The organism is Pantoea sp. Ft-CA_14 (assembly GCF_024520875.1).
GTDB classification, from domain to species: Bacteria; Pseudomonadota; Gammaproteobacteria; order Enterobacterales; family Enterobacteriaceae; genus Pantoea; species Pantoea agglomerans.
The window spans coordinates 36,706-58,981 of the sequence record NZ_JALNPM010000014.1 but is presented as its reverse complement, the minus strand read 5'-3'; the positions used below and the strand labels follow the sequence as shown (position 1 = coordinate 58,981).

The 22,276-nt window shown below is 55.4% G+C and carries 17 protein-coding genes; 7 read left to right on the top strand and 10 right to left on the bottom strand.

Features of this window, described 5'->3' with window-relative positions:
* Nucleotides 1-132: 132 nt before the first annotated feature.
* Genes pqiC through rlmKL form a run of 5 tightly spaced genes read right to left on the bottom strand, consistent with a single transcriptional unit; the run spans nt 133 to nt 7,649 of the window.
* Nucleotides 133-702, bottom strand: a complete 570-nt coding sequence (gene pqiC, locus NR195_RS18580; RefSeq protein ID WP_022625928.1) for a membrane integrity-associated transporter subunit PqiC — start codon at nt 700-702, stop codon at nt 133-135.
* Nucleotides 699-2,342, bottom strand: a complete 1,644-nt coding sequence (gene pqiB / locus NR195_RS18575; protein ID WP_010255015.1) for an intermembrane transport protein PqiB — start codon at nt 2,340-2,342, stop codon at nt 699-701. Before pqiB ends, pqiC begins: the two co-directional genes overlap by 4 nt.
* Nucleotides 2,329-3,597 carry a membrane integrity-associated transporter subunit PqiA gene (gene pqiA / locus NR195_RS18570; RefSeq protein WP_010669781.1) on the bottom strand — a complete coding sequence of 423 codons (1,269 nt, stop codon included), beginning with the start codon at nt 3,595-3,597 and terminating at the stop codon, nt 2,329-2,331. Before pqiA ends, pqiB begins: the two co-directional genes overlap by 14 nt.
* Before the next feature lie 14 nt (nt 3,598-3,611).
* A complete protein-coding gene (locus NR195_RS18565; RefSeq protein ID WP_031592840.1) occupies nt 3,612-5,528 on the bottom strand; it encodes an ABC transporter ATP-binding protein in 1,917 nt (638 codons plus the stop codon).
* A 6-nt stretch (nt 5,529-5,534) separates the two neighbouring features.
* Nucleotides 5,535-7,649: a bifunctional 23S rRNA (guanine(2069)-N(7))-methyltransferase RlmK/23S rRNA (guanine(2445)-N(2))-methyltransferase RlmL gene (gene rlmKL, locus NR195_RS18560; protein ID WP_132498807.1), complete on the bottom strand. Its 2,115-nt coding sequence runs from the start codon at nt 7,647-7,649 to the stop codon at nt 5,535-5,537.
* A gap of 110 nt (nt 7,650-7,759) precedes the next feature.
* Between rlmKL and NR195_RS18555 the strand changes: the two genes are divergently transcribed.
* The gene (locus NR195_RS18555; RefSeq protein WP_010255007.1) at nt 7,760-8,869 is read left to right on the top strand and encodes a YcbX family protein; all 1,110 of its coding nucleotides are present in this window, start codon (nt 7,760-7,762) and stop codon (nt 8,867-8,869) included.
* On the opposite strand, the gene NR195_RS18550 is transcribed toward NR195_RS18555, so the two are convergent.
* From NR195_RS18550 to NR195_RS18535, 4 genes are all read right to left on the bottom strand, one after another.
* A complete protein-coding gene (locus tag NR195_RS18550) occupies nt 8,870-9,412 on the bottom strand; it encodes a cell division protein ZapC (RefSeq protein WP_010255003.1) in 543 nt (180 codons plus the stop codon).
* 153 nt (nt 9,413-9,565) lie between these two features.
* Complete coding sequence (gene pyrD / locus NR195_RS18545) at nt 9,566-10,576, bottom strand: quinone-dependent dihydroorotate dehydrogenase (RefSeq protein WP_010255000.1); 1,011 nt, start codon at nt 10,574-10,576, stop codon at nt 9,566-9,568.
* 134 nt (nt 10,577-10,710) lie between these two features.
* The gene (locus tag NR195_RS18540; RefSeq protein ID WP_010254996.1) at nt 10,711-12,012 is read right to left on the bottom strand and encodes a flippase; all 1,302 of its coding nucleotides are present in this window, start codon (nt 12,010-12,012) and stop codon (nt 10,711-10,713) included.
* An 83-nt stretch (nt 12,013-12,095) separates the two neighbouring features.
* Nucleotides 12,096-13,076 (bottom strand): glycosyltransferase, encoded by a 981-nt coding sequence (locus tag NR195_RS18535; protein ID WP_010254993.1) that lies wholly within the window; start codon nt 13,074-13,076, stop codon nt 12,096-12,098.
* A 748-nt stretch (nt 13,077-13,824) separates the two neighbouring features.
* Between NR195_RS18535 and ssuE the strand changes: the two genes are divergently transcribed.
* From ssuE to ssuB, 5 genes are read left to right on the top strand one after another with little or no spacing between them, the layout of a single operon-like run.
* On the top strand, nt 13,825-14,376 hold the full coding sequence (ssuE, locus tag NR195_RS18530) for an NADPH-dependent FMN reductase (RefSeq protein WP_045140577.1): 552 nt from the start codon (nt 13,825-13,827) through the stop codon (nt 14,374-14,376).
* A gap of 11 nt (nt 14,377-14,387) precedes the next feature.
* Nucleotides 14,388-15,341 (top strand): sulfonate ABC transporter substrate-binding protein, encoded by a 954-nt coding sequence (locus NR195_RS18525; RefSeq protein WP_010254990.1) that lies wholly within the window; start codon nt 14,388-14,390, stop codon nt 15,339-15,341.
* Between the two features lie 9 nt (nt 15,342-15,350).
* On the top strand, nt 15,351-16,499 hold the full coding sequence (gene ssuD / locus NR195_RS18520) for an FMNH2-dependent alkanesulfonate monooxygenase (protein ID WP_022625932.1): 1,149 nt from the start codon (nt 15,351-15,353) through the stop codon (nt 16,497-16,499).
* 10 nt (nt 16,500-16,509) lie between these two features.
* Nucleotides 16,510-17,301 (top strand): aliphatic sulfonate ABC transporter permease SsuC, encoded by a 792-nt coding sequence (gene ssuC / locus NR195_RS18515; protein ID WP_010254987.1) that lies wholly within the window; start codon nt 16,510-16,512, stop codon nt 17,299-17,301.
* Nucleotides 17,298-18,086: an aliphatic sulfonates ABC transporter ATP-binding protein gene (gene ssuB / locus NR195_RS18510; RefSeq protein WP_010254985.1), complete on the top strand. Its 789-nt coding sequence runs from the start codon at nt 17,298-17,300 to the stop codon at nt 18,084-18,086. Before ssuC ends, ssuB begins: the two co-directional genes overlap by 4 nt.
* A 37-nt stretch (nt 18,087-18,123) precedes the next feature.
* Here the strand turns inward: ssuB and pepN are convergent, their stop codons facing one another.
* A complete protein-coding gene (pepN, locus tag NR195_RS18505; protein WP_033785541.1) occupies nt 18,124-20,739 on the bottom strand; it encodes an aminopeptidase N in 2,616 nt (871 codons plus the stop codon).
* 243 nt (nt 20,740-20,982) lie between these two features.
* Between pepN and pncB the strand changes: the two genes are divergently transcribed.
* Nucleotides 20,983-22,188 (top strand): nicotinate phosphoribosyltransferase, encoded by a 1,206-nt coding sequence (gene pncB, locus NR195_RS18500; RefSeq protein WP_050679503.1) that lies wholly within the window; start codon nt 20,983-20,985, stop codon nt 22,186-22,188.
* Nucleotides 22,189-22,276: the final 88 nt, after the last annotated feature.

The window sequence follows — 22,276 nt, the reverse complement described above, 5'->3', positions numbered from 1 at the left end:
GTAAAAATAATGACGTTCTGTGATGCATGCGACAACACTATCTTTCTGATTAAGCTAATAAAAAAGCCCCTGACCCCTGTCGGGAAAGCACGACAATCGGTCAGGGGCTTAGCTTATTTATTCACATCAATCTTAATTTAACGCAACCACGCTATTGGCAATCTTCTGTGCTGTCTGTTGCCAGCCCGCCGCCAGGGTTCTGACCATCGCATCGTAGCCATCTTCGGTCTGCGGCAGTACCAGGTTAAACGCCTGTTTGGTCAGCCGGCCCTGATGTTCCAGCGTCCATTCGCCACTGACGACTGCTTTGCCATCATAGCGCCCCTGGAAGCCTGTCACGGTCACATTCAGCGTATCGTGCTGCGCGCCTAAAGGTGAACCGGCTACCAGCCGGCCTGGCAGCGCCTTGCTCAGGTTAGTGATCAATGTCTGCTGCAACTGCTGATCGAGCGGGCTGGCCCAGAGATTATTCGCGGCGATAACGTATTTGACATCGCTGGTCTGATAAACCAGTCCGTTGCCTGCCAGATAGTCCGGCACCGTCACCTGCTGCACCCATAACATCGGTTGTGCTTCATTCAGCTGGCTGCTGCTGACCTGCATGGAAGCCGCCCCAGAGGGCAGCTGATACCAGGTATTGTCAACGCTGCTACTGCACGCACTCAACACCAGCGCGGCACAAAGTATCAATCCTTTATTCACTGTTTCGCCCTCTTCGGCTGGGGATCCTGTCCCGGTTTTGCCTCAAATACCAGCGCATTGCTCTTGGTGTTAAGCGTTCTTAACACCGGCTGGAGTTCACGCAGAACCTTATCCAGGCGCTGCATATCCCCCACCAGCTTGCTGTAGGCTGGTGAACCTGGCTGCAGGCCTTTCATGCTGCGGTTCAGCTCGCGCAATGTCTGCTGCAGGTCTTCCGGCAGGGTTTTCATAGCCGGACTGGCGGTGACTTTGTTGATGTTGTCGATGGTGCGCTGCAGATCACGCATCGTTTTCTGGCTCTCTTTCAGCGTGCCTGTCGCTTCATTGACCATACCGTTCAGTGGCAGACTGTTGATCTTATCCAGCGCCGCCATCAGCTTCTGCTGAATCTGGCTCAGGCCACCGCTGACCGTTGGGATAACTTCATAGCCAGAGACTTTCTGCGGACCTTTGTAAGGCGGTGCATTGTCATAGAAGTCGAGATCGACATAGAGCGCACCCGACAACAGACTGCCGGTTTTCAGCGTCGCACGCAGGCCACGTTTTTTACCATCCTGCAGATGCTGTTGCAGATCGAAGTTCTCACCCAGTCGGCTGATAAAGCGATCCGGCTCAATGCGAATCAGCACCGGCACGCGGTAATCATTGTTCAGCGCCTGGTCCAGACCGGCTTTCATCAATGGCGCTTCTGAGACGGTACCCAGGCGAATGCCGCGGAACTCAACCGGCGCCCCCGCCTGCAGACCACGGATGGAGTCGGTGAAGAACATCAGGTAATCAATATGGTTGGTGTAGAGCGAGTCCTGAATGCTGCGCTGATCGTCAAACAGATGATAGTCAGACTTATTCTGCGCAGGCTGACCCAGCTCCCAGCCATCCGGCACGTCAAAACTGACGCCGCCGCTGAACAGCGTGGTCAGCGATCCCATTTCCACCCGCATTCCTGAAGCGGACATATCCACGGCGATGCCACTGTCCTTCCAGAAGCGCACATTGGTTGTAATCAGGCGATCGTAAGGCGCAGCGACGAACAGCTGATAGGTCATCATGCGTTTTTCGGTATCAAAAGCGCTGGTCTCGACCGTACCGACGCGATAGCCACGGAACAGCACCGGATCCCCCGGATTGAGCTGACCCGCTTTCTTGCTGTCCAGCACGATGCGAATCCCTTTGGCATCCGGTGGCGCTAACGGCGGCGCATCCAGCAGCTTAAACTGCTCGGGTGCCTGGCTTTTAGTGCCCGGCTGTAATTCGATATAGGCACCGGATAACAGAGTGCCGAGACCGCTGATCCCTTCGCGACCCACCTGCGGTTTCACCACCCAGAAAACGCTGTCGCTGTGCAGCAGTTTTTCCATGCCTGAATTCAGGCGCGCTTTGATTTCCACATGGTGGAGATCGTCGCTTAACACCGCGCTTTCCACCACACCGACATCCACACTGCGGCTTTTAATCGTGGTTTTACCCGCAACAATGCCTTCGGCGTTTTCGGTGATGAGGGTGACTTCCGGCCCCTGATGGCTGAAGTGATAAAAGAGGATCCATCCGCCGATTAACAGCGTAACGATGGGGACAATCCAGACTGGCGACCAGCGCTTAATCTGTTCCACCTTTGCATGGCCGTGATTAGTTTCCGTCAAGGCGCGACTCCTTCATATTGTTTTCGCGTACACGATCCCAGGTTAATCGCGGGTCAAAGGTCATGGCAGCAATCATGGTGATAATCACCACCATTGCAAACAATACTGCCCCCCACGCGGGATAAACATTCATTAATTGCCCCATGCGCACCAGCGCAGAGAGCACGGCAATAACAAACACGTCGATCATTGACCAGCGGCCAACAAATTCGACCACTTCATAAATTTTGTGCATCCTGTGGCTGTCACGCTGTCCGCGTCCGCTGGCATCCCAGCAAAGCCAGCCAATCGCCAGCATTTTCAGCGTAGGCACCATGATACTGGCGATAAAGATCACCAGCGCCACCGGATAGGAGCCATCACCCCACAGCACAATCACCCCCGCCATGATATTGGAAGGATAGGCAGTGCCGAGGGTTTCCGTCACCATAATCGGCAACAGGTTGGCCGGGATATAAAGCAGTATGGAGGTGAACAACAGCGCCAGCGTCCACTGCAGGCTGTGCTTACGCCGTGCCTCAGCCGTGACGCCGCAGCGGGGACACTTATGCTCTGCTTCCGGCAGAATGGCCGTACAGCAGGGACAGGAGCGCAGACCCTGCTCTAAACCACTGATGCCCACTTCGGGCGGATGGGGCAGTGCAGGTCGGGGTGACAGACTGTCCCACAAGCCGCGTCGATCAACGCACTGAAAGGCCCGCAGCTGCAGCAGACAGAACAGAACCCACGGCCAGAAGCTGGTCTCCAGGCCGATCTCGCCATAGGCCATCAGCTTGACGAAACTGACCAGCACGCCCGCCATAAAGATTTCTGCCATGCCCCAGTTACGCAGCTGAAACAGAATACGTGCCAGACCAGTTTTGAGTCCAGTCGGCAACGGGACCCGATTGACCAGAAGGATAATGGTGATCATGCAGAAGGCCGGAACCGCCTGCACAAAGAGAAGGAACAGCGTCGCCAGACTGCTGTAATCTTCCGTCACCATCACCTGAGGTATCTGCGCCAGCGTGATCTGGCTGGTCAGCCCTGCCACCTTCATTGAGACAAAAGGAAACAGATTCGCCAGCAGCAGCATAAACAGCGCTGCCAGCGCATAGCCCGTTGGCCGTTTACGCGGTTCGTGCCAGTTGGCCGTCAGGGAGGTGTGGCAGCGCGGGCATGACGCACGGCTGCCAACGGGAATGTCCGGCAGCTTAATCATTAAATCGCATTGTGGACAGAGCATCCACGCGTTACTTTTCACTGCTGAACACATCCGTTAGCCCTGCCCTACGCGCCGTTTTTCAGTGACTCTAGCTCTTCCCAGCGCGCAAAAGCGGTTTCCAGCTCCTGCTCAGTCTGAGCCAGATTATCCAGCACCGGTTGCGTCTGATCGTGTGCCTGACTGAAGAAGTCGGGATGACTCATCTTCGCCTGCAGTTCTCCGATACGCGCTTCCAGCTGCTCCAGTTTTTGCGGCAGCTGTTCCAGCTCACGCGCAAGATTGTAGCTGAGTTTATTCACGCTACGCTTCGCATCACCCTTCTCGGCTGCAGGCTTAGAGGCGTTGCCCGTCGCTTTCGCTGGTGCTGCCGCCTTGTGCTGCCGGTAAGCGGCGCGCTGTTGCTGAGCATCGTGATAACCGCCAACAAAGGTGCCAATCTCACCGTTGCCTTCAAAAATCCAGCACTCGGTAACGGTATTATCGACGAACTGACGATCGTGGCTCACCAGTAACACGGTGCCCTGATAACCATCAATCAGCTCTTCCAGCAGTTCCAGCGTTTCGACGTCAAGGTCGTTAGTCGGTTCATCCAGAATCATCAGGTTGCTGGGACGCAGGAACAGGCGTGCCAGCAGCAGACGGTTACGTTCACCGCCCGAAAGGGCGCGCACCGGCGTCATGGCACGTTTTGGATGGAACAGGAAGTCCTGCAGATAGCCCAGTACGTGGCGCGGTTTGCCGTTGACCAGTACTTCCTGCTTGCCTTCGGCCAGGTTGTCCATCACGGTGCGATCCGGATCCAGTTCAGCGCGATGCTGGTCAAAGTAGGCTACTTCCAGCTTGGTGCCGGAATGCACACGACCATGGTCAGCTTTCAGCTGCTGCAGCATCAGGCGTAGTAAGGTAGTTTTCCCGCAGCCATTTGGTCCGATCAGCGCAATTTTGTCGCCACGCTGCACCTGGGTTGAGAAGTCCTTCACCAGCACTTTGCCATCGACCGCGTAGTCGACATTTTCCAGCTCAAAGACAATCTTGCCGGAACGGGACGCTTCGCCCACCTGCATGTTGGCTTTGCCCATCACTTCGCGGCGTTCTGAATGTTCACGACGCAGCGCTTTCAGCGCACGCACACGGCCTTCGTTGCGGGTACGGCGAGCTTTGATGCCCTGACGGATCCACACCTCTTCCTGCGCCAGTTTGCGGTCGAATTCGGCGTTCTGCATCTCTTCAACGCGCAACGCTTCCTCTTTGCCTTCCAGATAGAGATCGTAGTTGCCTGGCCAGGAGACCAGCTTGCCACGGTCCAGATCGACAATGCGCGTCGCCATGTTGCGGATAAACGAACGGTCATGGGAAATAAAGATGATGCTGCCGGTGAAGTTCTTCAGGAACGTTTCCAGCCAGTCGATGGTTTCGATATCGAGGTGGTTGGTTGGCTCATCCAGCATCAGGACGCGCGGGTTACTCACCAGCGCACGACCCAGTGCCGCTTTACGCAGCCAGCCGCCCGAGAGCGATGACAGCTCGGTATCGGGCTGCAGACCAATCTGCTCCAGCACGTCATGGATGCGGCTCTCCAGCTGCCACAGATTCTGATGGTCGAGGATGCTCTGCAGACGCGCCATCTCATTGAGGTTTTTATCGCTGGGATCTTCCATCACCACATGGGAAATGGCGTGATAGGCTTTCAGATGCTCAGCCTGCTCTTCAACGCCCTCGGCCACGAAGTCATACACCGAACCGGTAATATTGCGCGGCGGATCCTGTTGCAGACGCGCCACGACCAGATCGGTTTCATAAATAATGCGGCCATCATCCAGTGGCTGTTCGCCATTGATGATTTTCATCAGCGTGGATTTACCCGCACCGTTACGGCCCACCAGACAGACGCGTTCGTTCTCTTCGATGTGCAGTTCGGTGTTGTCTAACAGCGGCGCATCGCTGAAGGAGAGATAAGCGCCGTGGATACTGATTAATGACATGTAAGCTTATTCCTTACCGGCGTGAGTGATCAGCCAGCAGTTGTGAATTTGACGGTTACGCGCGAAGTCCTGCGACTGCGTTTTCTGGGTAATATCCTGCGCCTGCAGGCCCAGTGATTTCAGGCCATCCATGTCCATTTTGAAACCGCGTTTGTTATTGGAGAACATGATGGTGCCGCCGCGACGCAGCAGGCGCTTCAGGTTACGCATCAGCATCATATGATCGCGCTGAACGTCGAAGCTCTCTTCCATACGTTTTGAGTTGGAGAACGTTGGCGGATCGATAAAGATCAGGTCAAAGTTCTCGTCACTCTCATTCAGCCAGCTCAGACAGTCCGCCTGCATCAGACGGTGCTGACGCCCGGTCAGTCCGTTAAGACGCAGGTTGCGCTCCGCCCACTCCAGATAGGTACGCGACATATCTACCGTAGTGGTTGAACGCGCGCCACCCAGACCGGCATGCACACTGGCGGTACCGGTATAGGCAAACAGGTTCAGGAAATCTTTGCCCTGACTCATCTGGCCCAGCATTTTACGGGCAATGCGGTGATCGAGGAACAGGCCGGTATCGAGATAGTCGGTCAGATTCACCCAGAAACGCGCATTAAACTCTTTAACTTCGAAATAGTCGCCCTTCTCGCTCAGCTTCTGATACTGCGCTTTGCCTTTCTGGCGTTCACGCGTTTTCATAATCAGACGGTCGGCAGGCAGTTGCAGCACGCTCAGCGTCGCGCTGATGACATCGAACAGACGCTGACGCGCTTTATCAGGATCGATAGTTTTCGGTGGCGCATATTCCTGGATAATCACCCAGTCGCCATAGCGATCGACAGCAACGTTGTAGTCTGGCAGATCGGCATCGTAAATACGGTAGCATTCAATGCCTTCCTGACGCGCCCACTTCTCCAGTTTCTTCACGTTTTTACGCAGGCGGTTAGCGTAATCTTCCGCAATCTGTCCAGCGCTTTCATGACTGTTAACCGCCAGCTTATAGTTTTTCTGCACGCAATCCAGCGGACCGTTCTTCGCTTTAAACTGGCGATCGGCACGCAGCTGCAGGCAGCTCAGCAGTTCTGGCGAGGCGCTGAACAGCGACAGGTTCCAGCCGCCAAAATGCTGCTTCATCAGACGTCCGAGCTGGCTGTGCAGCGCAATCAGGGCTGGTTCGCTCTCCAGACGTTCACCGTAAGGAGGATTACTCAGCACCGTACCGTGAACCGCCGGATCGACCGGATTAGTCAGCTTCAGCAGATCCTGCTGGCCGAAGGTGAAAAGTTCAAAGACGCCAGCGCGGCTGGCATTCGCCTGCGCCCACTCCAGCACCCGACCATTATTGTCGTAGCCAAAGAAGCGCGCCTGAGTGGCAGCCGTACCAGTGCGGGCACGGTTCTGCGCCTCAGTTTTAACCTCCTGCCACAACGCAGCGTTAAACTGGCTCCAGGCGGTGAAGCCCCAGTGCTTGCGCAGCAGGCCTGGCGCACGATCGCAGGCAATCAGTGCGGCTTCAATCAGCAGCGTACCGGAACCACACATCGGATCGATCAGCGGTGTCGTCGGCTCCCAGCCAGAACGCAGCACGATGGCCGCCGCCAGGGTCTCTTTTAACGGCGCCTGACCGGTCTGCTGGCGATAACCACGCTGATGCAGCGAGCTGCCGCTGAGATCCAGCGCAATGCTGGCGCGATCGTCATTCAGCCAGACGTTGACACGGATATCTGCCTGCTCACGATCGACGTTAGGTCGTTCGAGGTTCTGACGGGTAAAGCTGTCCACGATGGCATCTTTAACTTTCAGCGCACCAAACTGGCTGTTACGAATCGAATCGTTGGTGCCGCTGAAATGCACAACAAAGGTTTTGTCGCTGCCGAACATCGTCGGCCAGTCCACGCTCTGCACGCCCAGATAGAGATCCAGATCGCTGTAGACGCCAAACTCTCCCAGCGGCAACAGGATGCGTGATGCTAAACGACTCCACATCAGGCTTTGGTACATAGTGCGATCGTCGGCTTCGTAGTGAACGCCTCCCTGCACCACTTGCAAATCCTGCGCGCCCAGCGCGTCCAGCTCACTTTTTAACAGCTCTTCGAGCCCACGCGCCGTGCTGGCAAACAGAGAATTCATATCGTCACTTTTTAACTCTTGAGAAAATTGTCGCGCATTATAGCGAATCGGAGACCTATGTCATAAAGTTAGCTTCTTTTGTGCTGCGCGTCGGGTTCAAGGAGAACACCATGATCACGCTTTCCCGCTTATTTATTCATCCTGTGAAGTCGATGCGGGGATTAGCGCTGTCACACGCGCTGGTCACTGACAGCGGACTGGCATTTGATCGTCTGTTTATGGTGACCGAACCTGATGGCACCTTTATTACCGCGCGTCAGCATCCGGAGATGGTGCGCTTCACGCCCGCGATTTTACCGGATGGCCTGCTGCTGACGGCCCCGGATGGCAGTCACTCCCTGATCCGCTTCAGCGATTTCGATGAGCAGGATCACCCCACCGAAGTCTGGGGAAATCATTTCACCGCGCGCATAGCGCCGCCTGCGATTAACCAATGGCTGAGCCAGTTCTTCCCCCGTGAGGTTCAGTTGCGCTGGGTCGGGCCGCAACCCAGCCGCCGGGTTAAAGCGTTTAATCATATTCCGCTGAGCTTTGCCGACGGCTTTCCGTTTTTGCTGATCAACAACGCGTCGCTGCATGATCTGCAACAGCGCTGCCCGGCCAGCGTCCGTGCCGAACAGTTTCGTCCGAATCTGGTCGTCAGCGGCGCTGCCGCATGGGATGAAGACAGCTGGGCGGAGATTCAGATTGGCGACGTGATATTCGAGGTGCCTAAGCCATGCAGTCGCTGCGTGCTCACCACTGTCAGCACCGAGACCGGCGTTAAGCATCCTGCCGGTCATCCACTGGCCACGCTGCAGACGTTCCGCACCGCCCTGGATGGCAGCGGGGATATTGATTTCGGTCTGAACTTAGTGGCGCGCAACAGTGGGGTGGTGCGCGCCGGTGATGAGATGATTGTCCTGAAACGTCATGCACCGCGCAGCTATGGTGCCGGTGAAGTGGTCGAAACACTGAAACCAAAGCAGCAGGCGCCAGATGCCGTGGCTATCACGTTTCAGGGTCAGACGTTCACCGGGGATAATCAGCAGGTATTACTGGATCAGCTGGAGATGCAGGGCTTCCGGATCCCCTACTCCTGTCGGGCGGGACTGTGCGGCAGTTGCAAGCTGAGTCTGGTCGCGGGTGAGGTTAAGGCGCTGAAACAGAGCGCCCTGCGTCAGGACGGCACGCTGTTGAGCTGCAGCTGTATTCCGGCTGGCGATGTAGAACTAAGGTAGTCAGACTGCGCGGGCGTAGCGCGGCGCGACATCCTGATACAGGGGCTGCAGGCGATCGTTCATCACCTTGATGGCATCGCCGAGCACCATGTTTTTTCCGGCCAGCGTCAATCCCGGCTGCGCCAGCAGGCAGAGCGCCGCATTATCGCCACTCTCAACCACCAGCAGTCGTGCCTGCGTTCCCTCTTCTGCCAGCGTAACCTGTACCATTTCACCGGGACGGGGCTGCATTGCCGGAGCATAAGAGGCGAAATGCCAGCTTTTCGGCATCAGTGGCTTGAGGAAGCGTGCAGCGACCAGCGCATTTAACACCAGTTCGGCGCGATGGCTGCCACTGAGTTTGCACTGACGGCAGGTCTCTTCAAAGGTGTAATAAAGGGCGGCGTCATCGACACAAAAACCCGATTCAGTGAAGGCATCCGGCGTGAGCATCTTGCGGGAATAACGGGAACGGAAAAGCATACCGTCTGCCAGGTCGAGCATCATTCGGTCGTGGCTGTTGTCAAAATACCAACGCCAGTTATCATCGGGTTTAATTTTCATCGTGTGCCCTGTATTTACCGCTGCGCCAAAAATCACGCAGAATTCAGCGAAAAAAGAAACATAAGGAAAAGCTGAAAAAGCGTGCAACAGGACAAAATATAAACGAGCCGAGGGGATAAATAAACCCCCCGGCCAATGATTGTGAGAATTGTCTTAGAGATGGGTGACGATATCTTTAATTAAGCCTGGCCCCTGATAAATAAAGCCTGAATAAATCTGAACCAGTGTTGCCCCGGCGGCGATTTTTTCACGCGCTGCCGTCAGAGAATCGATCCCGCCGACGCCAATAATCGGCAACCGTCCCTGCAGTTCCTGAGAGAGGCGCTGTATCACCGCCGTGCTGCGCGACTGCACTGGCCGTCCACTTAATCCACCCGCTTCCTCAGCATGCTTAAGACCGCTCACCAGCGAACGATCGAGCGTGGTATTGCTGGCAATCACGCCATCAATCTGATGACGAATTAAACTGTCCGCGACCTGAATTAACTCTTCTTCAGAGAGATCGGGCGCAATTTTTACGGCCAGCGGAACATATTTCAGATGACGCTGTTCCAGCTCTTTTTGTTTCTGTTTGATGGAAGAAAGCAGATCATCCAGCGCCTCGCCATATTGCAGCGAACGTAAACCTGGGGTGTTAGGTGAGGAAATATTGATGGCGATATAACCGGCGTGGGCATAAACCTTTTCCATGCAGATGAGATAATCATCTTTGCCCTGCTCGACCGGCGTATCTTTATTTTTACCGATATTGATCCCCAGCACGCCGTTAAAGCGCGCTTTCTTCACGTTTTCAACCAGGTGATCAACACCCAGATTATTAAACCCCATCCGATTGATAATTCCGCCCGCTTCCACCAGACGAAACATGCGTGGCTTATCGTTCCCCGCCTGGGCGCGCGGCGTGACGGTGCCGACTTCAACAAAACCAAAGCCCATCGCCGCAAACGCATCAATACACTCTGCGTTCTTATCCAGACCCGCCGCAAGGCCCAGGGCATTCTTAAAGGTCAGTCCCATACAGGTGACCGGACGCGACGGCAGATTCTGGCGATAAAACATCTCCAGTGGGGTGCCGTTCATAAAACGCAGTTGCTGAAAAGTGAGTTCGTGTGCGCGTTCGGGATCAAGTTTAAACAGCGCCGGTCGGACGATAGGATAAAACATGCACTCTCCTGAAGGACGGAAGCGATCGTGGAAGTCGGTGCACGGGAAAATGTGCGCCAGAATGGTAAAGTGCTCTGGCGCAAAAGTAAATCGAACAGCGGGGATGCATAAAACTATCTGAAAATGCTTTGATCTTACGCGGCGGAATCGTTTACGGGTTGATTTTTCACCTCAGAGGGAAACAGATATTCCCGCAGGATGCCGTGACGTTGCATGATGCCAAAAATACCGAGACAGACGAACGCTTCAGCCCCGACCATCGACCATGCGGCACCGATTGCGCCAAACTTCCACGCCAGGAAACAGCAGAGCGGCACGTTAACCACACCAGCGGCCATCATCACCCACATACGCTGGCGGGCCAGACCATGTGGGATCAGAATCTGTAATCCTGCCGGGTAGGCAATGTTGCCAAACAGGAAGCAGAGCACAAAGACGCGCAGCACATCCGCTGACTGAATAAAGTCTTTACCCAGCAATATTGAGACCACCAGGTCAGCAAAGAACCAGGTGAAGATTACAATCGACAGACTCAGGGAAAACGACAGCAGCAGGCTTTTGCGTGTCGCGGCAATCGCGGCCCGTTTATCCCGGCCGAACAGGTGGCTGACGCGCGGGAAGAAGGCGCTGCCGATCTGCTCCGGCACAGAGTTGGCCGCTTTACGCAGGCGATCGGCGCCGTTGTAGATCCCGACCATGTAAGTAGAAGCAAAGGTGGCGAGAATCACCACGTTGACGCTGTTGAAAAGGTTAGCTCCGGCAATGGCGATAAATACATCCATGCTGTCGGTGATGCGCTGTTTGATTTCGCGTGGTTCAAAGCGATAGCGGCCAATGACTTTCATCTCCAGCACAAACTTCAGCGTAATTGCCGCGCTGATAATGGAGACCGCGCCAGGGATCAGGGCAGCCAGCCAGGTATCCTGCGGAGATTTCACCAGCAAAAAGGTCAGCGGAATCGCACAGAAGTTACCGAAGGTGGCGATCATCGCCGTCTTACCCAACTTCTCAAAGCCTTGCATCAGCCAGCCGAATGAAAACAGCGAGCCGACCAGCGTGGTGCAGTTCGCCAGAATGATGAAGAACAGAGGGTGCCAGGAGGGATTGAACCAGGTCGCGGTCAGCAGCGTGCCGCTGGTGACCACCAGCAGCATCAGCTTGGCGTTAAACGTTGACCAGAAGAGCTGGCTGACGCGTTCTTTGTCATCACGATGGTGAGCAATATCTTTGGTGGTAAAGACATTGAATCCCCAGTCGGAGATGGTGCTGCAATAAAGCACGCAGGCGATCGCCAGCGCCAGCGTACCCATCTGCTCTACGCCCAGAACGCGGGCAAGATAGGGCAGCGTGGCCAGCGGAAACAGAAACGACGCGCCACGGTAAGCCAGCAGCGAGAAAATATTAATAACCAGACTTTTATCGAGTACTTTTGCCATGTCGCAACAACCTTATACACATTGCATGTCTCACCTTCTCATTTCGCTAAGGCATAAACAATATCGCTTCACATTTTTCAGAATCAGGCTGCGCGCTTGAGCTCTTTTTTAACCTTGTAATGCTGCAGCGCAATAAAGAGTTCCGGGCGATTAAACAACAACCACTCTTTAAGATTTTCTGATTTTACATTACGACCCATAAAGCGAATGGCATTACAGACATATTCCGGTACCGGCGTTTTATTATAGAGAGACAAATAGATCATCAGACGGAACGAGTGAAGTAAATAAGACTTTTCCAGCGAACTACGCCAGGCTGATTTAGGGAGCGAACTGGTTAACGTATTATAAGCATGCATAAAAGCGTCATAGCGCTGATAGAAAAACTCATTGCCTTTGGTACTGTTGGTCAGTGAACCACTGCGGATGCGCTGCTTATAATAGACCTGACGGCTGACCCATGCGTGCTGGCATTTCATAAACACGGAGAGCGTAAAGTTGTGGTCTTCATGAACCCGACGTACAAAGCGCAACTTATGCTGTTCAATGACGCTTTTTCTTAAGACGTAATTCCAGACGGCAGAGGTATATCTGCCATTACGCAGCAGGCGCAGAAAGACCTCCTGTGGTTTCTGCTGGCCAAACTGGTCATGCTTCACTTTTGGCGAGGTGATATCAATGTGGCCATCTTCATAGACGCAGGAGTTAAAACAGAAAAGATCCGTTTCAGGATGCTTCTCCGCCACCATTGCCAGCTCAGTCACGAGGCCATCAACCACGACATCATCCGGATCACAGAAAAAGAGAAACTGACCCTTTGCCAGTGCAATGCCGGTGTCCCGTGCATTGCCGAGGCCGCCATTTTCAATGGTGATCACTTTCACCTGAGAAAGGTGTGCATAATTCTGTTCAATTAAGGCTAATGTTCCATCAGTAGATCCATCATTCACAATGATTATTTCATTGGGCGCTTTAACCTGGCGTAATAACGAATCGACGCACTCTACAATATATTTCTCAACATTGTAGGTTGGAATAATAACGGATAACAGGATGTCAGACATATGCAATTCTCTGCTGTTAGAAAATGACAATACGATTCACCTGCCTGATGCAGGTTCTGACCAGAGGCGAAACGTCGAAAAGAGTAAGGCGCGATTATTATGATTGCTTTCATTGAGCCCGATTATCTTAAACCTGTAATGCGAAAAAAGACCAGCCGTAAAAATCATCTTAATGTTTCATGTGAGCATCACTCTTAACGAAAGTGCATCTATAGCCCGCAGTAATGTTAAAACCGTTGAGGATCGATTTAAATTAGCCCTGCAAAGCAGACGTAACCAGATTCAGAAATCTGTAAGCGAACATCTGAAACGATGAATAATTTCAGCATTCCTTCATTATTATTACAGTTTGCTTTCTGCAATAAATCTTAATCTTTGGCAGAGGCTGCCGCAGATAAGCTGATTCTGTGCTGCTTCGCAGCGCTATTTTGTCAGCCGTTGCGCTTTATGGCCGCGCCACTCTCAGAAAAAATGATTAAGCAATCAGACGAAAGATATTTTTTCTGCTCAACCGACACATTTTGACGATCTCGTATCATGCCCCTTAATGAATTGTTCCGCTGCCAGCGCTTAATTTAAGAATTATCGGAAGCGGCGATGCTGACATCTGTCGCAACGCCTTCTATTTGCAGATTTCACCCTTACTTTGCCGGATAAATCATTTAAGCCCACTCCCCTGCTCTGACAGTATGAAGGCATAAGTTCTCAACATTTGATAATCAATAACTTTTAGTTATAAGGAGTGATGATGCGAGTTATTACGCTGGCAGGCAGCCCACGATTCCCCTCCCGCTCAACTTCACTGCTGACGCTGTGTCAGCACAAGCTGGAGGCGCGTGGTATTGAAGTCATTCCGTGGAATATTCACAACTTTCAGCCTGACGATTTAATCAATGCGCGTTTTGATGCACCTGCGCTTCTCGCCCTGCGTGACGATCTGGCTTCGGCTGATGGACTGATTATTGCGACACCTATCTATAAAGCGTCGTTTTCGGGTGCGCTGAAGACGCTGCTCGATCTGCTGCCTGAACGCGCACTGGAACACAAAGTCGTTTTACCGCTGGCCAGCGGCGGCAGTGCCGGTCATATGCTGGCGCTGGACTACGCCCTGAAGCCGGTGCTCAGCGCCTTAAAGGCGCAGGAGATCCTGCATGGTGTTTATGCCGAGGATCATCAGATCAGTCATTACGACCGTCAGCCCGAACTGCAGGATTCACTGTCACAGCGCCTGGATGAGGCCGTCTCCGCCTTCTGGCTGGCACTGACCCGTCACCACCACCCCGTTGCGCAAGCGGTATAAGGAAGCGATCGATGAAGCTGAGATTAGGAAAGTGGCTGGTGGCCGGACTTCTGCTGGCCGGCCTCCAGGTACAGGCCGCCGAATCCGATCCGTCTGAGATTCGCATCGGCTATCAGAAAGGTTCGGTCAGCATGGTGCTGGCGAAGTCACATCAGTTACTGGAAAAACGATTTCCCCATACCCGGATTAAGTGGATCGAGTTCCCTGCAGGTCCGCAAATGCTGGAAGCGCTGAATATCAACAGTATCGACCTGGGCAGTACCGGTGATCTTCCCCCGCTGTTTGCCCAGGCCGCGGGCGCGGATCTGCTCTATGTTGGCGCGGAGCCGCCAAAACCCAAAGCGGAAGTGATTCTGGTGCCAAAAAGCAGCCCGCTGAAACAGGTTGCGGATCTGAAAGGCAAGAAAGTGGCTTTCCAGAAAGGCTCCAGCTCTCACAACTTACTGCTGCGCGCCTTACAGCAGGCGGGTCTGACCTTTAAAGACATCACGCCGGTCTATCTCACCCCCGCCGATGCGCGCGCCGCCTTCCAGCAGGGTGACGTTGATGCCTGGGCAATCTGGGACCCCTACTATTCATCAGTGCTGCTGCAGGGGAATTCGCGCCTGCTGATTGATGGCAGCTCCCTTAACCTGACCGGCTCCTTTTATTTAGCGACCCGCAGCTATGCCGAAGCCCATGGCGCGTTTATTCAGCAGGTGCTCGACACCTTCAGTTCTGCTGACGCGCTGACAATCAGCCAGCGTCAGCAGAGCACCACGTTACTGGCGCAGGCGATGGGCTTGCCCGAACCGGTTATCGCCAGCTACCTCAGCCATCGGCCACCCACCCGCATTTCGCCGGTCAGTGCCGAAACTGCCGCAGCTCAGCAGCGCACCGCTGACCTGTTCTATGCCAATCATCTCTTGCCAGTAAAAGTGACGATTCAGGATCGCATCTGGCATCCGCATACCGTGACGCAATAAGGAGCAACAATGAGCGTATCCATTTTCTGGTTCCTGCCGACGCATGGCGACGGCCACTATCTTGGTACCGCCGAAGGGGCGCGACCGGTTGATCACGCCTATCTGCAACAGGTGGCGCAGGCCGCTGACCGCCTCGGTTTTGGTGGCGTACTGATCCCGACCGGCCGCTCCTGTGAAGATGCCTGGCTGGTTGCCGCCTCGCTGATTCCGGTGACGCAGCGCCTGCGATTCCTGGTGGCGTTGCGTCCTGGGGTGATTTCACCAACCCAGGCAGCGCGTCAGGCCGCTACGCTGGACCGTCTTTCTAACGGACGTGCGCTGTTTAATCTGGTGACCGGCGGCGATCCGGAAGAGCTGGCGGGCGACGGTGTGTTCCTGGATCACCGCGAGCGTTACGCGGAATCCGCCGAGTTTACCCGCGTCTGGCGTCGAGTGCTGGAAGGCGAAACCGTCGATTATGAAGGCAAGCACGTGAAGGTACGCGGTGCGCGTCTGATGTTTAAACCGGTGCAGCAGCCTCGTCCCCCGCTGTGGTTTGGTGGCTCTTCTGAACCCGCCCAGGAACTGGCGGCCGAACAGGTCGATGTTTACCTCACCTGGGGCGAACCCCCTGCGCAGGTTAAAGAGAAAATTGATCAGGTGCGTGCGAAAGCGGCTGCCCAGGGACGCACCGTCCGGTTCGGCATCCGTCTGCATGTGATCGTGCGTGAAACCAATGAAGAGGCCTGGCAGGCCGCAGACAAACTGATTGCCAATGTGGATGACGCCACCATCGCGAAAGCGCAGGCGGCGTTCCAGCGGGCAGATTCTGTGGGGCAGCGCCGGATGGCCGCACTGCATGGCGGTCGCCGCGACAAGCTCGAAATCAGCCCTAACCTGTGGGCAGGCGTCGGCCTGGTGCGCAGCGGAGCCGGGACCGCGCTGGTCGGCGATGGCCCGACCGTGGCCGCACGCATCAAAGAGTATGAAGCGCTGGGCATTGAGACCTTTATCCTGTCGGGTTATCCGCACCTGGAAGAGGCTTATCGCGTCGGCGAACTGCTGTTCCCGCATCTTGACCTGCAGGTTCCACTGGTGCCCCAGCCGCGCGTGGTTCAGGCACACGGTGAAGCGGTAGCCAACGATTTTACCCCTGAGAAAAAAGTCGCCCGGGGCTGAGGAGAGCATGATGACCAGAACCCGAAAACGCCTTGCTGATACGCTGGTGCCCTGGCTGCTGCCGACGCTGCTGGTCGTGGTGTGGCAGATTGCCTCGCAAACCGGCTGGTTGTCGACCCGTATTCTGCCCGCACCGGAGAAAATTGTGACCACCTTCTGGCAGCTGACCGCCAGTGGTGAACTCTGGCAGCATCTGGCGATCAGTAGCTGGCGGGCGCTGATCGGCTTCAGTATCGGCGGTTCTATCGGCCTGCTGCTCGGGCTGATTACCGGCACCTCCAGAACCGGTGAACGACTGCTGGATACCTCGGTACAGATGCTGCGCAATGTGCCGCATCTGGCGCTGATCCCGCTGGTAATCCTCTGGTTCGGTATTGATGAGTCCGCCAAGATCTTTCTGGTGGCGCTGGGGACGCTGTTCCCGATCTACCTGAATACTTATCACGGCATCCGCAACATCGATCGCGGGCTGGTTGAGATGGCGCGCAGCTATGGCCTTTCCGGCTGGAGCCTGTTTATCCAGGTGATCCTGCCCGGCGCGCTGCCCAATATTATGGTCGGCGTGCGTTTCGCGCTGGGTCTGATGTGGCTGACGCTGATTGTCGCAGAGACCATCTCTGCCAACGCGGGTATCGGCTATCTGGCCATGAACGCGCGTGAATTCCTGCAGACCGACGTGGTAGTGGTCGCCATTATTCTTTACGCCCTGCTCGGCAAACTGGCAGATGTCGCCGCGTTGTTACTTGAACGTGTCTGGCTGCGCTGGCATCCCGCTTATCAACTGAAGGAGGAGAACGCATGAGCCAGACTCTCTCACCGGCGCGCCTCAACACCGGTACCCCGGTTGGCGTTAACGGAGTCAGCAAACAGTATGGCAGCCGCACCATTCTCAATAAGATTGACCTGCATATTCCCTCAGGTCAGTTTGTGGCGGTGGTGGGTCGCAGCGGCTGTGGCAAAAGCACGCTGCTGCGCCTGCTGGCCGGTCTCGAACAGAGCTCCAGCGGTGAACTGCTGGCAGGCAATGCGCCGCTGCAGTCGGCTCGTGAAGATACCCGCCTGATGTTTCAGGATGCGCGACTGCTGCCGTGGAAAAAAGTGATCGATAACGTCGGACTGGGTCTGCGCGGACGCGAATGGCGCAGCGCGGCGCTGGATGCGCTGGCGGCGGTAGGCCTCGCCGATCGGGCTGATGAGTGGCCAGCCGCCCTCTCCGGCGGCCAGAAACAGCGCGTCGCACTGGCCAGGGCGCTGATCCACCGGCCCGGTTTACTGCTGCTGGATGAACCGCTGGGGGCGCTGGATGCCCTGACACGCATTGAAATGCAGGGATTGATTGAGTCACTGTGGCAGCAGCATCACTTTACCGTGCTGCTGGTTACGCATGATGTCAGTGAAGCGGTGGTGATGGCAGATCGCGTGCTGTTGATCGAAGAGGGTCAAATCGGGCTGGATCTGCTGGTGGATCTGCCCCGTCCCCGCCGCCGCGGATCGGCGCGGCTGGCCGAGCTGGAAGCGGAGGTACTGGATCGGGTCATGCAGCGTACGGAGCGACCGCAGCCGGTTCGTTACGCGCAGCAGCGCTGAAAAAGGGGAGTGTCTCAGACGCTCCCCTTTTTAATTATCAGGCGTTCAGTGCCCGGGTAATTTTCTCGTAGAGGTCGCCAGAGAGTTTATCCAGCTCCAGCAGCTGCTCCAGCGCCTGGCGCATCATCGCCTGACGGCCTTCGTCATAACGTTTCAGGCGAATCAGCGGCTCCACCATCCGTGCCGCAACCTGCGGATTGCGGGTGTTAAGGTCGGTAAGCATCTCCACCAGGAACTTATAACCGCTGCCATCTTTAGCATGGAAGGCGGCAGGGTTAGCCGAGGCAAAGGCACCCACCAGCGAGCGAACACGGTTCGGATTACTCATGGTGAAGGAGCGATGATTCAGAAGCTGACGCACATTGCGCATCACGTTAGCGGCCGGACTGGTCGCCTGCAGCACAAACCATTTGTCCATCACCAGACCATCCTGATGCCAGCGCTCATCGTAAGCTGTCAGCAGCGCATCACGGCACGGTAACTGTGCCGCAACAGCAGCAGAAAGCGCCGCCAGCGCATCGGTCATGTTGGTCGCCTGGTGATACTGGGTCTGCACCAGTTTATCCGCCAGCTGCGCATCGCTGAAGGCGAGATAGGTCAGGCAGATATTTTTCAGGCTGCGCTGACCAATCGCGTCATGCTCGACGCGGTATTCAGGCTGCTGATTGGCGTTGTAGATCGCAAAAAACTCATCGGCCAGTTCGCGTGCCAGCGTGCGTTGCAGCGCGTCACGCACCAGCGCAATCGCCTGCGGATCGATCGTATCAAACAGCTCGGCAATCTCATTTTCCGACGGCAGTGTCAGGATCAGCGCGGTCAGCGCCGGGTCGCAGTCGGTATCCAGCAGCACCGCGCGGAAGGCGTCGGCGACATGCAGCGGCAGTGACAGATGCTGGCCCTGCTGATAGCGGGCGACATTCAGACGGATATAGGTCGCCAGCAGGCTCTGAGCCGCATCCCAGCGGGAGAAGTCGTTGCGTGCATGACGCATCAGGAAGGTGAGCTGAGCATCACTCCATTTGTAATCAAGCTTAACCGGAGCAGAGAATTCGCGCAGCAGCGACGGCACCGGCTGGAAGTAGACGTTATCGAAAATAAAGGTCTGGAACTCCTCGGTGACATTCAGCACATGATGTACCGGATGACCATTATTCTGCAGCGGGATCACCTTGCCTTCGCCATCGTAGAGTTCAATATCCAGCGGGATATGCAGCGGCAGCTTCTCTTTCTGATCGGCAGTCGCAGGCGTGTGCTGCGTGACGTGCAGCGTATACTGCTCCAGCTCCGGGTTGTAATCGTCGCGCACCGTCAGCACTGGCGTACCGGACTGGCTGTACCAGCGGCGGAACTGCGACAGGTCAACATTCGAGGCATCTTCCATCGCCTGAACAAAATCATCACAGGTGGCGGCGCTGCCGTCGTGGCGATCAAAATAGAGCTTCATGCCCTTCTGGAAATTCTCTTCACCCAGCAGGGTGTGCATCATACGGATCACTTCTGACCCTTTTTCATACACCGTCAGGGTATAGAAGTTGTTCATCTCGATGACCTGATCCGGACGGATCGGGTGTGCCATCGGGCTGGCATCTTCGGCGAACTGCGCACCGCGTACGATACGCACGTTATCAATGCGGTTCACCGCGCGTGAGCCCAGATCAGAGCTGAACTCCTGATCGCGGAACACTGTCAGTCCCTCTTTCAGGCTGAGCTGGAACCAGTCGCGGCAGGTCACGCGGTTACCGGTCCAGTTATGGAAATATTCGTGACCGATAACCGCTTCAATGCCCAGGTAATCTTTGTCCGTCGCCGTTTCCGCTTTAGCCAGCACATATTTGGCATTGAAGACGTTAAGGCCTTTGTTCTCCATGGCGCCCATGTTGAAGAAGTCCACCGCCACGATCATAAAGATGTCGAGGTCATACTCCAGACCGAAACGCTCTTCATCCCACTTCATGCTGTTTTTTAGCGAGGTCATCGCCCAGTCGGCACGGTCGAGGTTACCGCGATCGACGAAGATCTCCAGCGCCACATCACGTCCTGAACGGGTGGTGAAGCTGTCGCGCAGCACGTCGAAATCGCCCGCCACCAGCGCAAACAGGTAGCAGGGTTTCGGGAACGGATCCTGCCACTTCACCCAGCTGCGACCCTGCTCATCCCGGCCGCTGTCAATGCGGTTACCGTTGGAGAGCAGGAATGGATAGCGCTCACCGTCGGCATAAATGGTGGTGGTAAAGCGCGCCAGCACGTCGGGGCGATCGAGATACCAGGTAATATGACGAAAGCCTTCAGCCTCACATTGGGTGCAGAGCGCCTCGCCCGATTTATACAGCCCTTCCAGCGCGGTGTTCTGATCCGGATGAATATCGTTAATAATTTTCAGGGTGAAGCTTTCCGGCAGCTGGCTGATGACCAGTGCGCCCTCTTCTTCACGGAAGGCCGTCCAGGCTTGCCCGTCAACCTCCAGCGCAATCAGCGTTAACGCTTCGCCGTCCAGTCGCAGCTCAGCCTGGCTGTCGCCCAGCCGTTTAACCTGGCTGATGGCCGTTACGCGGGTGGTGGACGCATCCAGTTCAAAAGTTAAATCGATATCGGTGATGGTGTACTCAGGCGCACGGTAGTCGTGGCGATACTTGATTTGGGGCTGTTGCGTCATATTGCGTCTCGCGTTGTTATAAGTTTACCGGCAAAGTCTAAGCTTGTTACTACAAGCTTGCCACGCACAATGCACCTAAAGGGTGAAATGGCTACACTTTGTTAACAATGGCACAGATTGGCCTCGACCCGCCCGTCTGAAATATGCTGTGATCGGCTTCAGATAGTGAATTATACTTTTGCGTCTTTATGACTGTGTACAACACCGGGCTCTGCGCCACCGAACAGGATGCTGAAACGCGCCATGACAGGACATGCTTCCCCGATACTGACCTCGCTGCTGGATACGGACGCCTATAAGCTCCATATGCAACAGGCCGTTTTCCACCGCTATCATGACATAACGGTGGCGGCGGAGTTTCGCTGCCGCGGCGACGAACTGCTGGGTCTCTACGCTGACGAAATTCGTGACGCGATAACCGCAATGCAACACCTGGCGCTGACTGATGATGAAGCGACCTGGTTGTCTCACCTTCCCTTCTTCCGGCAGGATTACCTCAGCTGGTTACGCCAGTTCCGCTATAACCCGGATCAGGTTGAGGTGCGCAATCACCATGGCAAGCTGGAACTCCGTATTCAGGGGCCGTGGCGCGAAGTGATCATGTGGGAGGTGCCGCTGCTGGCGCTGATCAGTGAGATTGTGCATCGTCATCGCACGCCGCAGGTCACTACTCAGCAGGCACTTGACCACTTACATCAGAAACTCGGCGACTTTAAAGGCCAGCTTGCTGACCTTGATATGTCACGCTTCCGCCTGATGGATTTCGGCACCCGTCGTCGCTATTCGCAGGATGTGCAGCAGTCGATCGTCTCAACGCTGAAACAGGATTTTCCGTGGCTGATTGGCACCAGTAACTATGATCTGGCGCGCCGTCTGTCACTGACGCCAGTGGGAACACAGGCGCATGAGTGGTTCCAGGCCTTCCAGCAGATCAGTCCGGTACTGGCCAACAGCCAGCGCGCGGCGCTACAGGCGTGGCTGGATGAGTATGACGATAAGCTGGGCATCGCCCTGACCGATTGCATCGCCATGGACGCATTCCTGCGTGATTTCGGTCCGGTGTTTGCCCGCCGCTATCAGGGACTGCGCCACGACTCCGGCGATCCGGTCGAATGGGGCGAGAAAGCCCTCGCCCACTACCAGAAGCTGGGTATCGATCCGCAAAGCAAACACCTGGTCTTTTCTGACAACCTGAATCTCGACAAAGCGCTGGCGCTTTACCGCCACTTTGGCCAGCGGACTAACGTCGTGTTCGGCATCGGTACCCGCCTCACCTGCGATATTCCGGGCGTGACGCCACTTAACATCGTTATCAAACTGGTGCAGTGCAATGGCAAGCCGGTGGCGAAACTCTCAGACAGCCCGGGCAAAACTATCTGCCAGGATAAAGCCTTTGTCAGAGCCCTGCGTAAAGCTTTTGATCTGCCGCTGGTGAAAAAAGCGAGTTAATCCTCTTCTTATCGGGGCGTTGATACGCCCCGCCTCTGCTGTAATAAATCTGCTTTCCCCCTGAATTTTGCTTGTTTCCTGAAGACTC

What these genes read in the sequence shown, in the direction of transcription:
- pncB (WP_050679503.1), top strand. Translation starts at nt 20,983, where the DNA reads ATGACAGGACATGCTTCCCCGATACTGACCTCGCTGCTGGATACGGAC.
- NR195_RS18550 (WP_010255003.1), bottom strand. Translation starts at nt 9,412, where the DNA reads ATGAAAATTAAACCCGATGATAACTGGCGTTGGTATTTTGACAACAGC.
- NR195_RS18555 (WP_010255007.1), top strand. Translation starts at nt 7,760, where the DNA reads ATGATCACGCTTTCCCGCTTATTTATTCATCCTGTGAAGTCGATGCGG.
- NR195_RS18525 (WP_010254990.1), top strand. Translation starts at nt 14,388, where the DNA reads ATGAAGCTGAGATTAGGAAAGTGGCTGGTGGCCGGACTTCTGCTGGCC.
- ssuE (WP_045140577.1), top strand. Translation starts at nt 13,825, where the DNA reads ATGCGAGTTATTACGCTGGCAGGCAGCCCACGATTCCCCTCCCGCTCA.
- NR195_RS18565 (WP_031592840.1), bottom strand. Translation starts at nt 5,528, where the DNA reads ATGTCATTAATCAGTATCCACGGCGCTTATCTCTCCTTCAGCGATGCG.
- ssuC (WP_010254987.1), top strand. Translation starts at nt 16,510, where the DNA reads ATGACCAGAACCCGAAAACGCCTTGCTGATACGCTGGTGCCCTGGCTG.
- pepN (WP_033785541.1), bottom strand. Translation starts at nt 20,739, where the DNA reads ATGACGCAACAGCCCCAAATCAAGTATCGCCACGACTACCGTGCGCCT.
- ssuD (WP_022625932.1), top strand. Translation starts at nt 15,351, where the DNA reads ATGAGCGTATCCATTTTCTGGTTCCTGCCGACGCATGGCGACGGCCAC.
- NR195_RS18535 (WP_010254993.1), bottom strand. Translation starts at nt 13,076, where the DNA reads ATGTCTGACATCCTGTTATCCGTTATTATTCCAACCTACAATGTTGAG.
- pyrD (WP_010255000.1), bottom strand. Translation starts at nt 10,576, where the DNA reads ATGTTTTATCCTATCGTCCGACCGGCGCTGTTTAAACTTGATCCCGAA.
- rlmKL (WP_132498807.1), bottom strand. Translation starts at nt 7,649, where the DNA reads ATGAATTCTCTGTTTGCCAGCACGGCGCGTGGGCTCGAAGAGCTGTTA.
- pqiA (WP_010669781.1), bottom strand. Translation starts at nt 3,597, where the DNA reads ATGTGTTCAGCAGTGAAAAGTAACGCGTGGATGCTCTGTCCACAATGC.
- NR195_RS18540 (WP_010254996.1), bottom strand. Translation starts at nt 12,012, where the DNA reads ATGGCAAAAGTACTCGATAAAAGTCTGGTTATTAATATTTTCTCGCTG.
- ssuB (WP_010254985.1), top strand. Translation starts at nt 17,298, where the DNA reads ATGAGCCAGACTCTCTCACCGGCGCGCCTCAACACCGGTACCCCGGTT.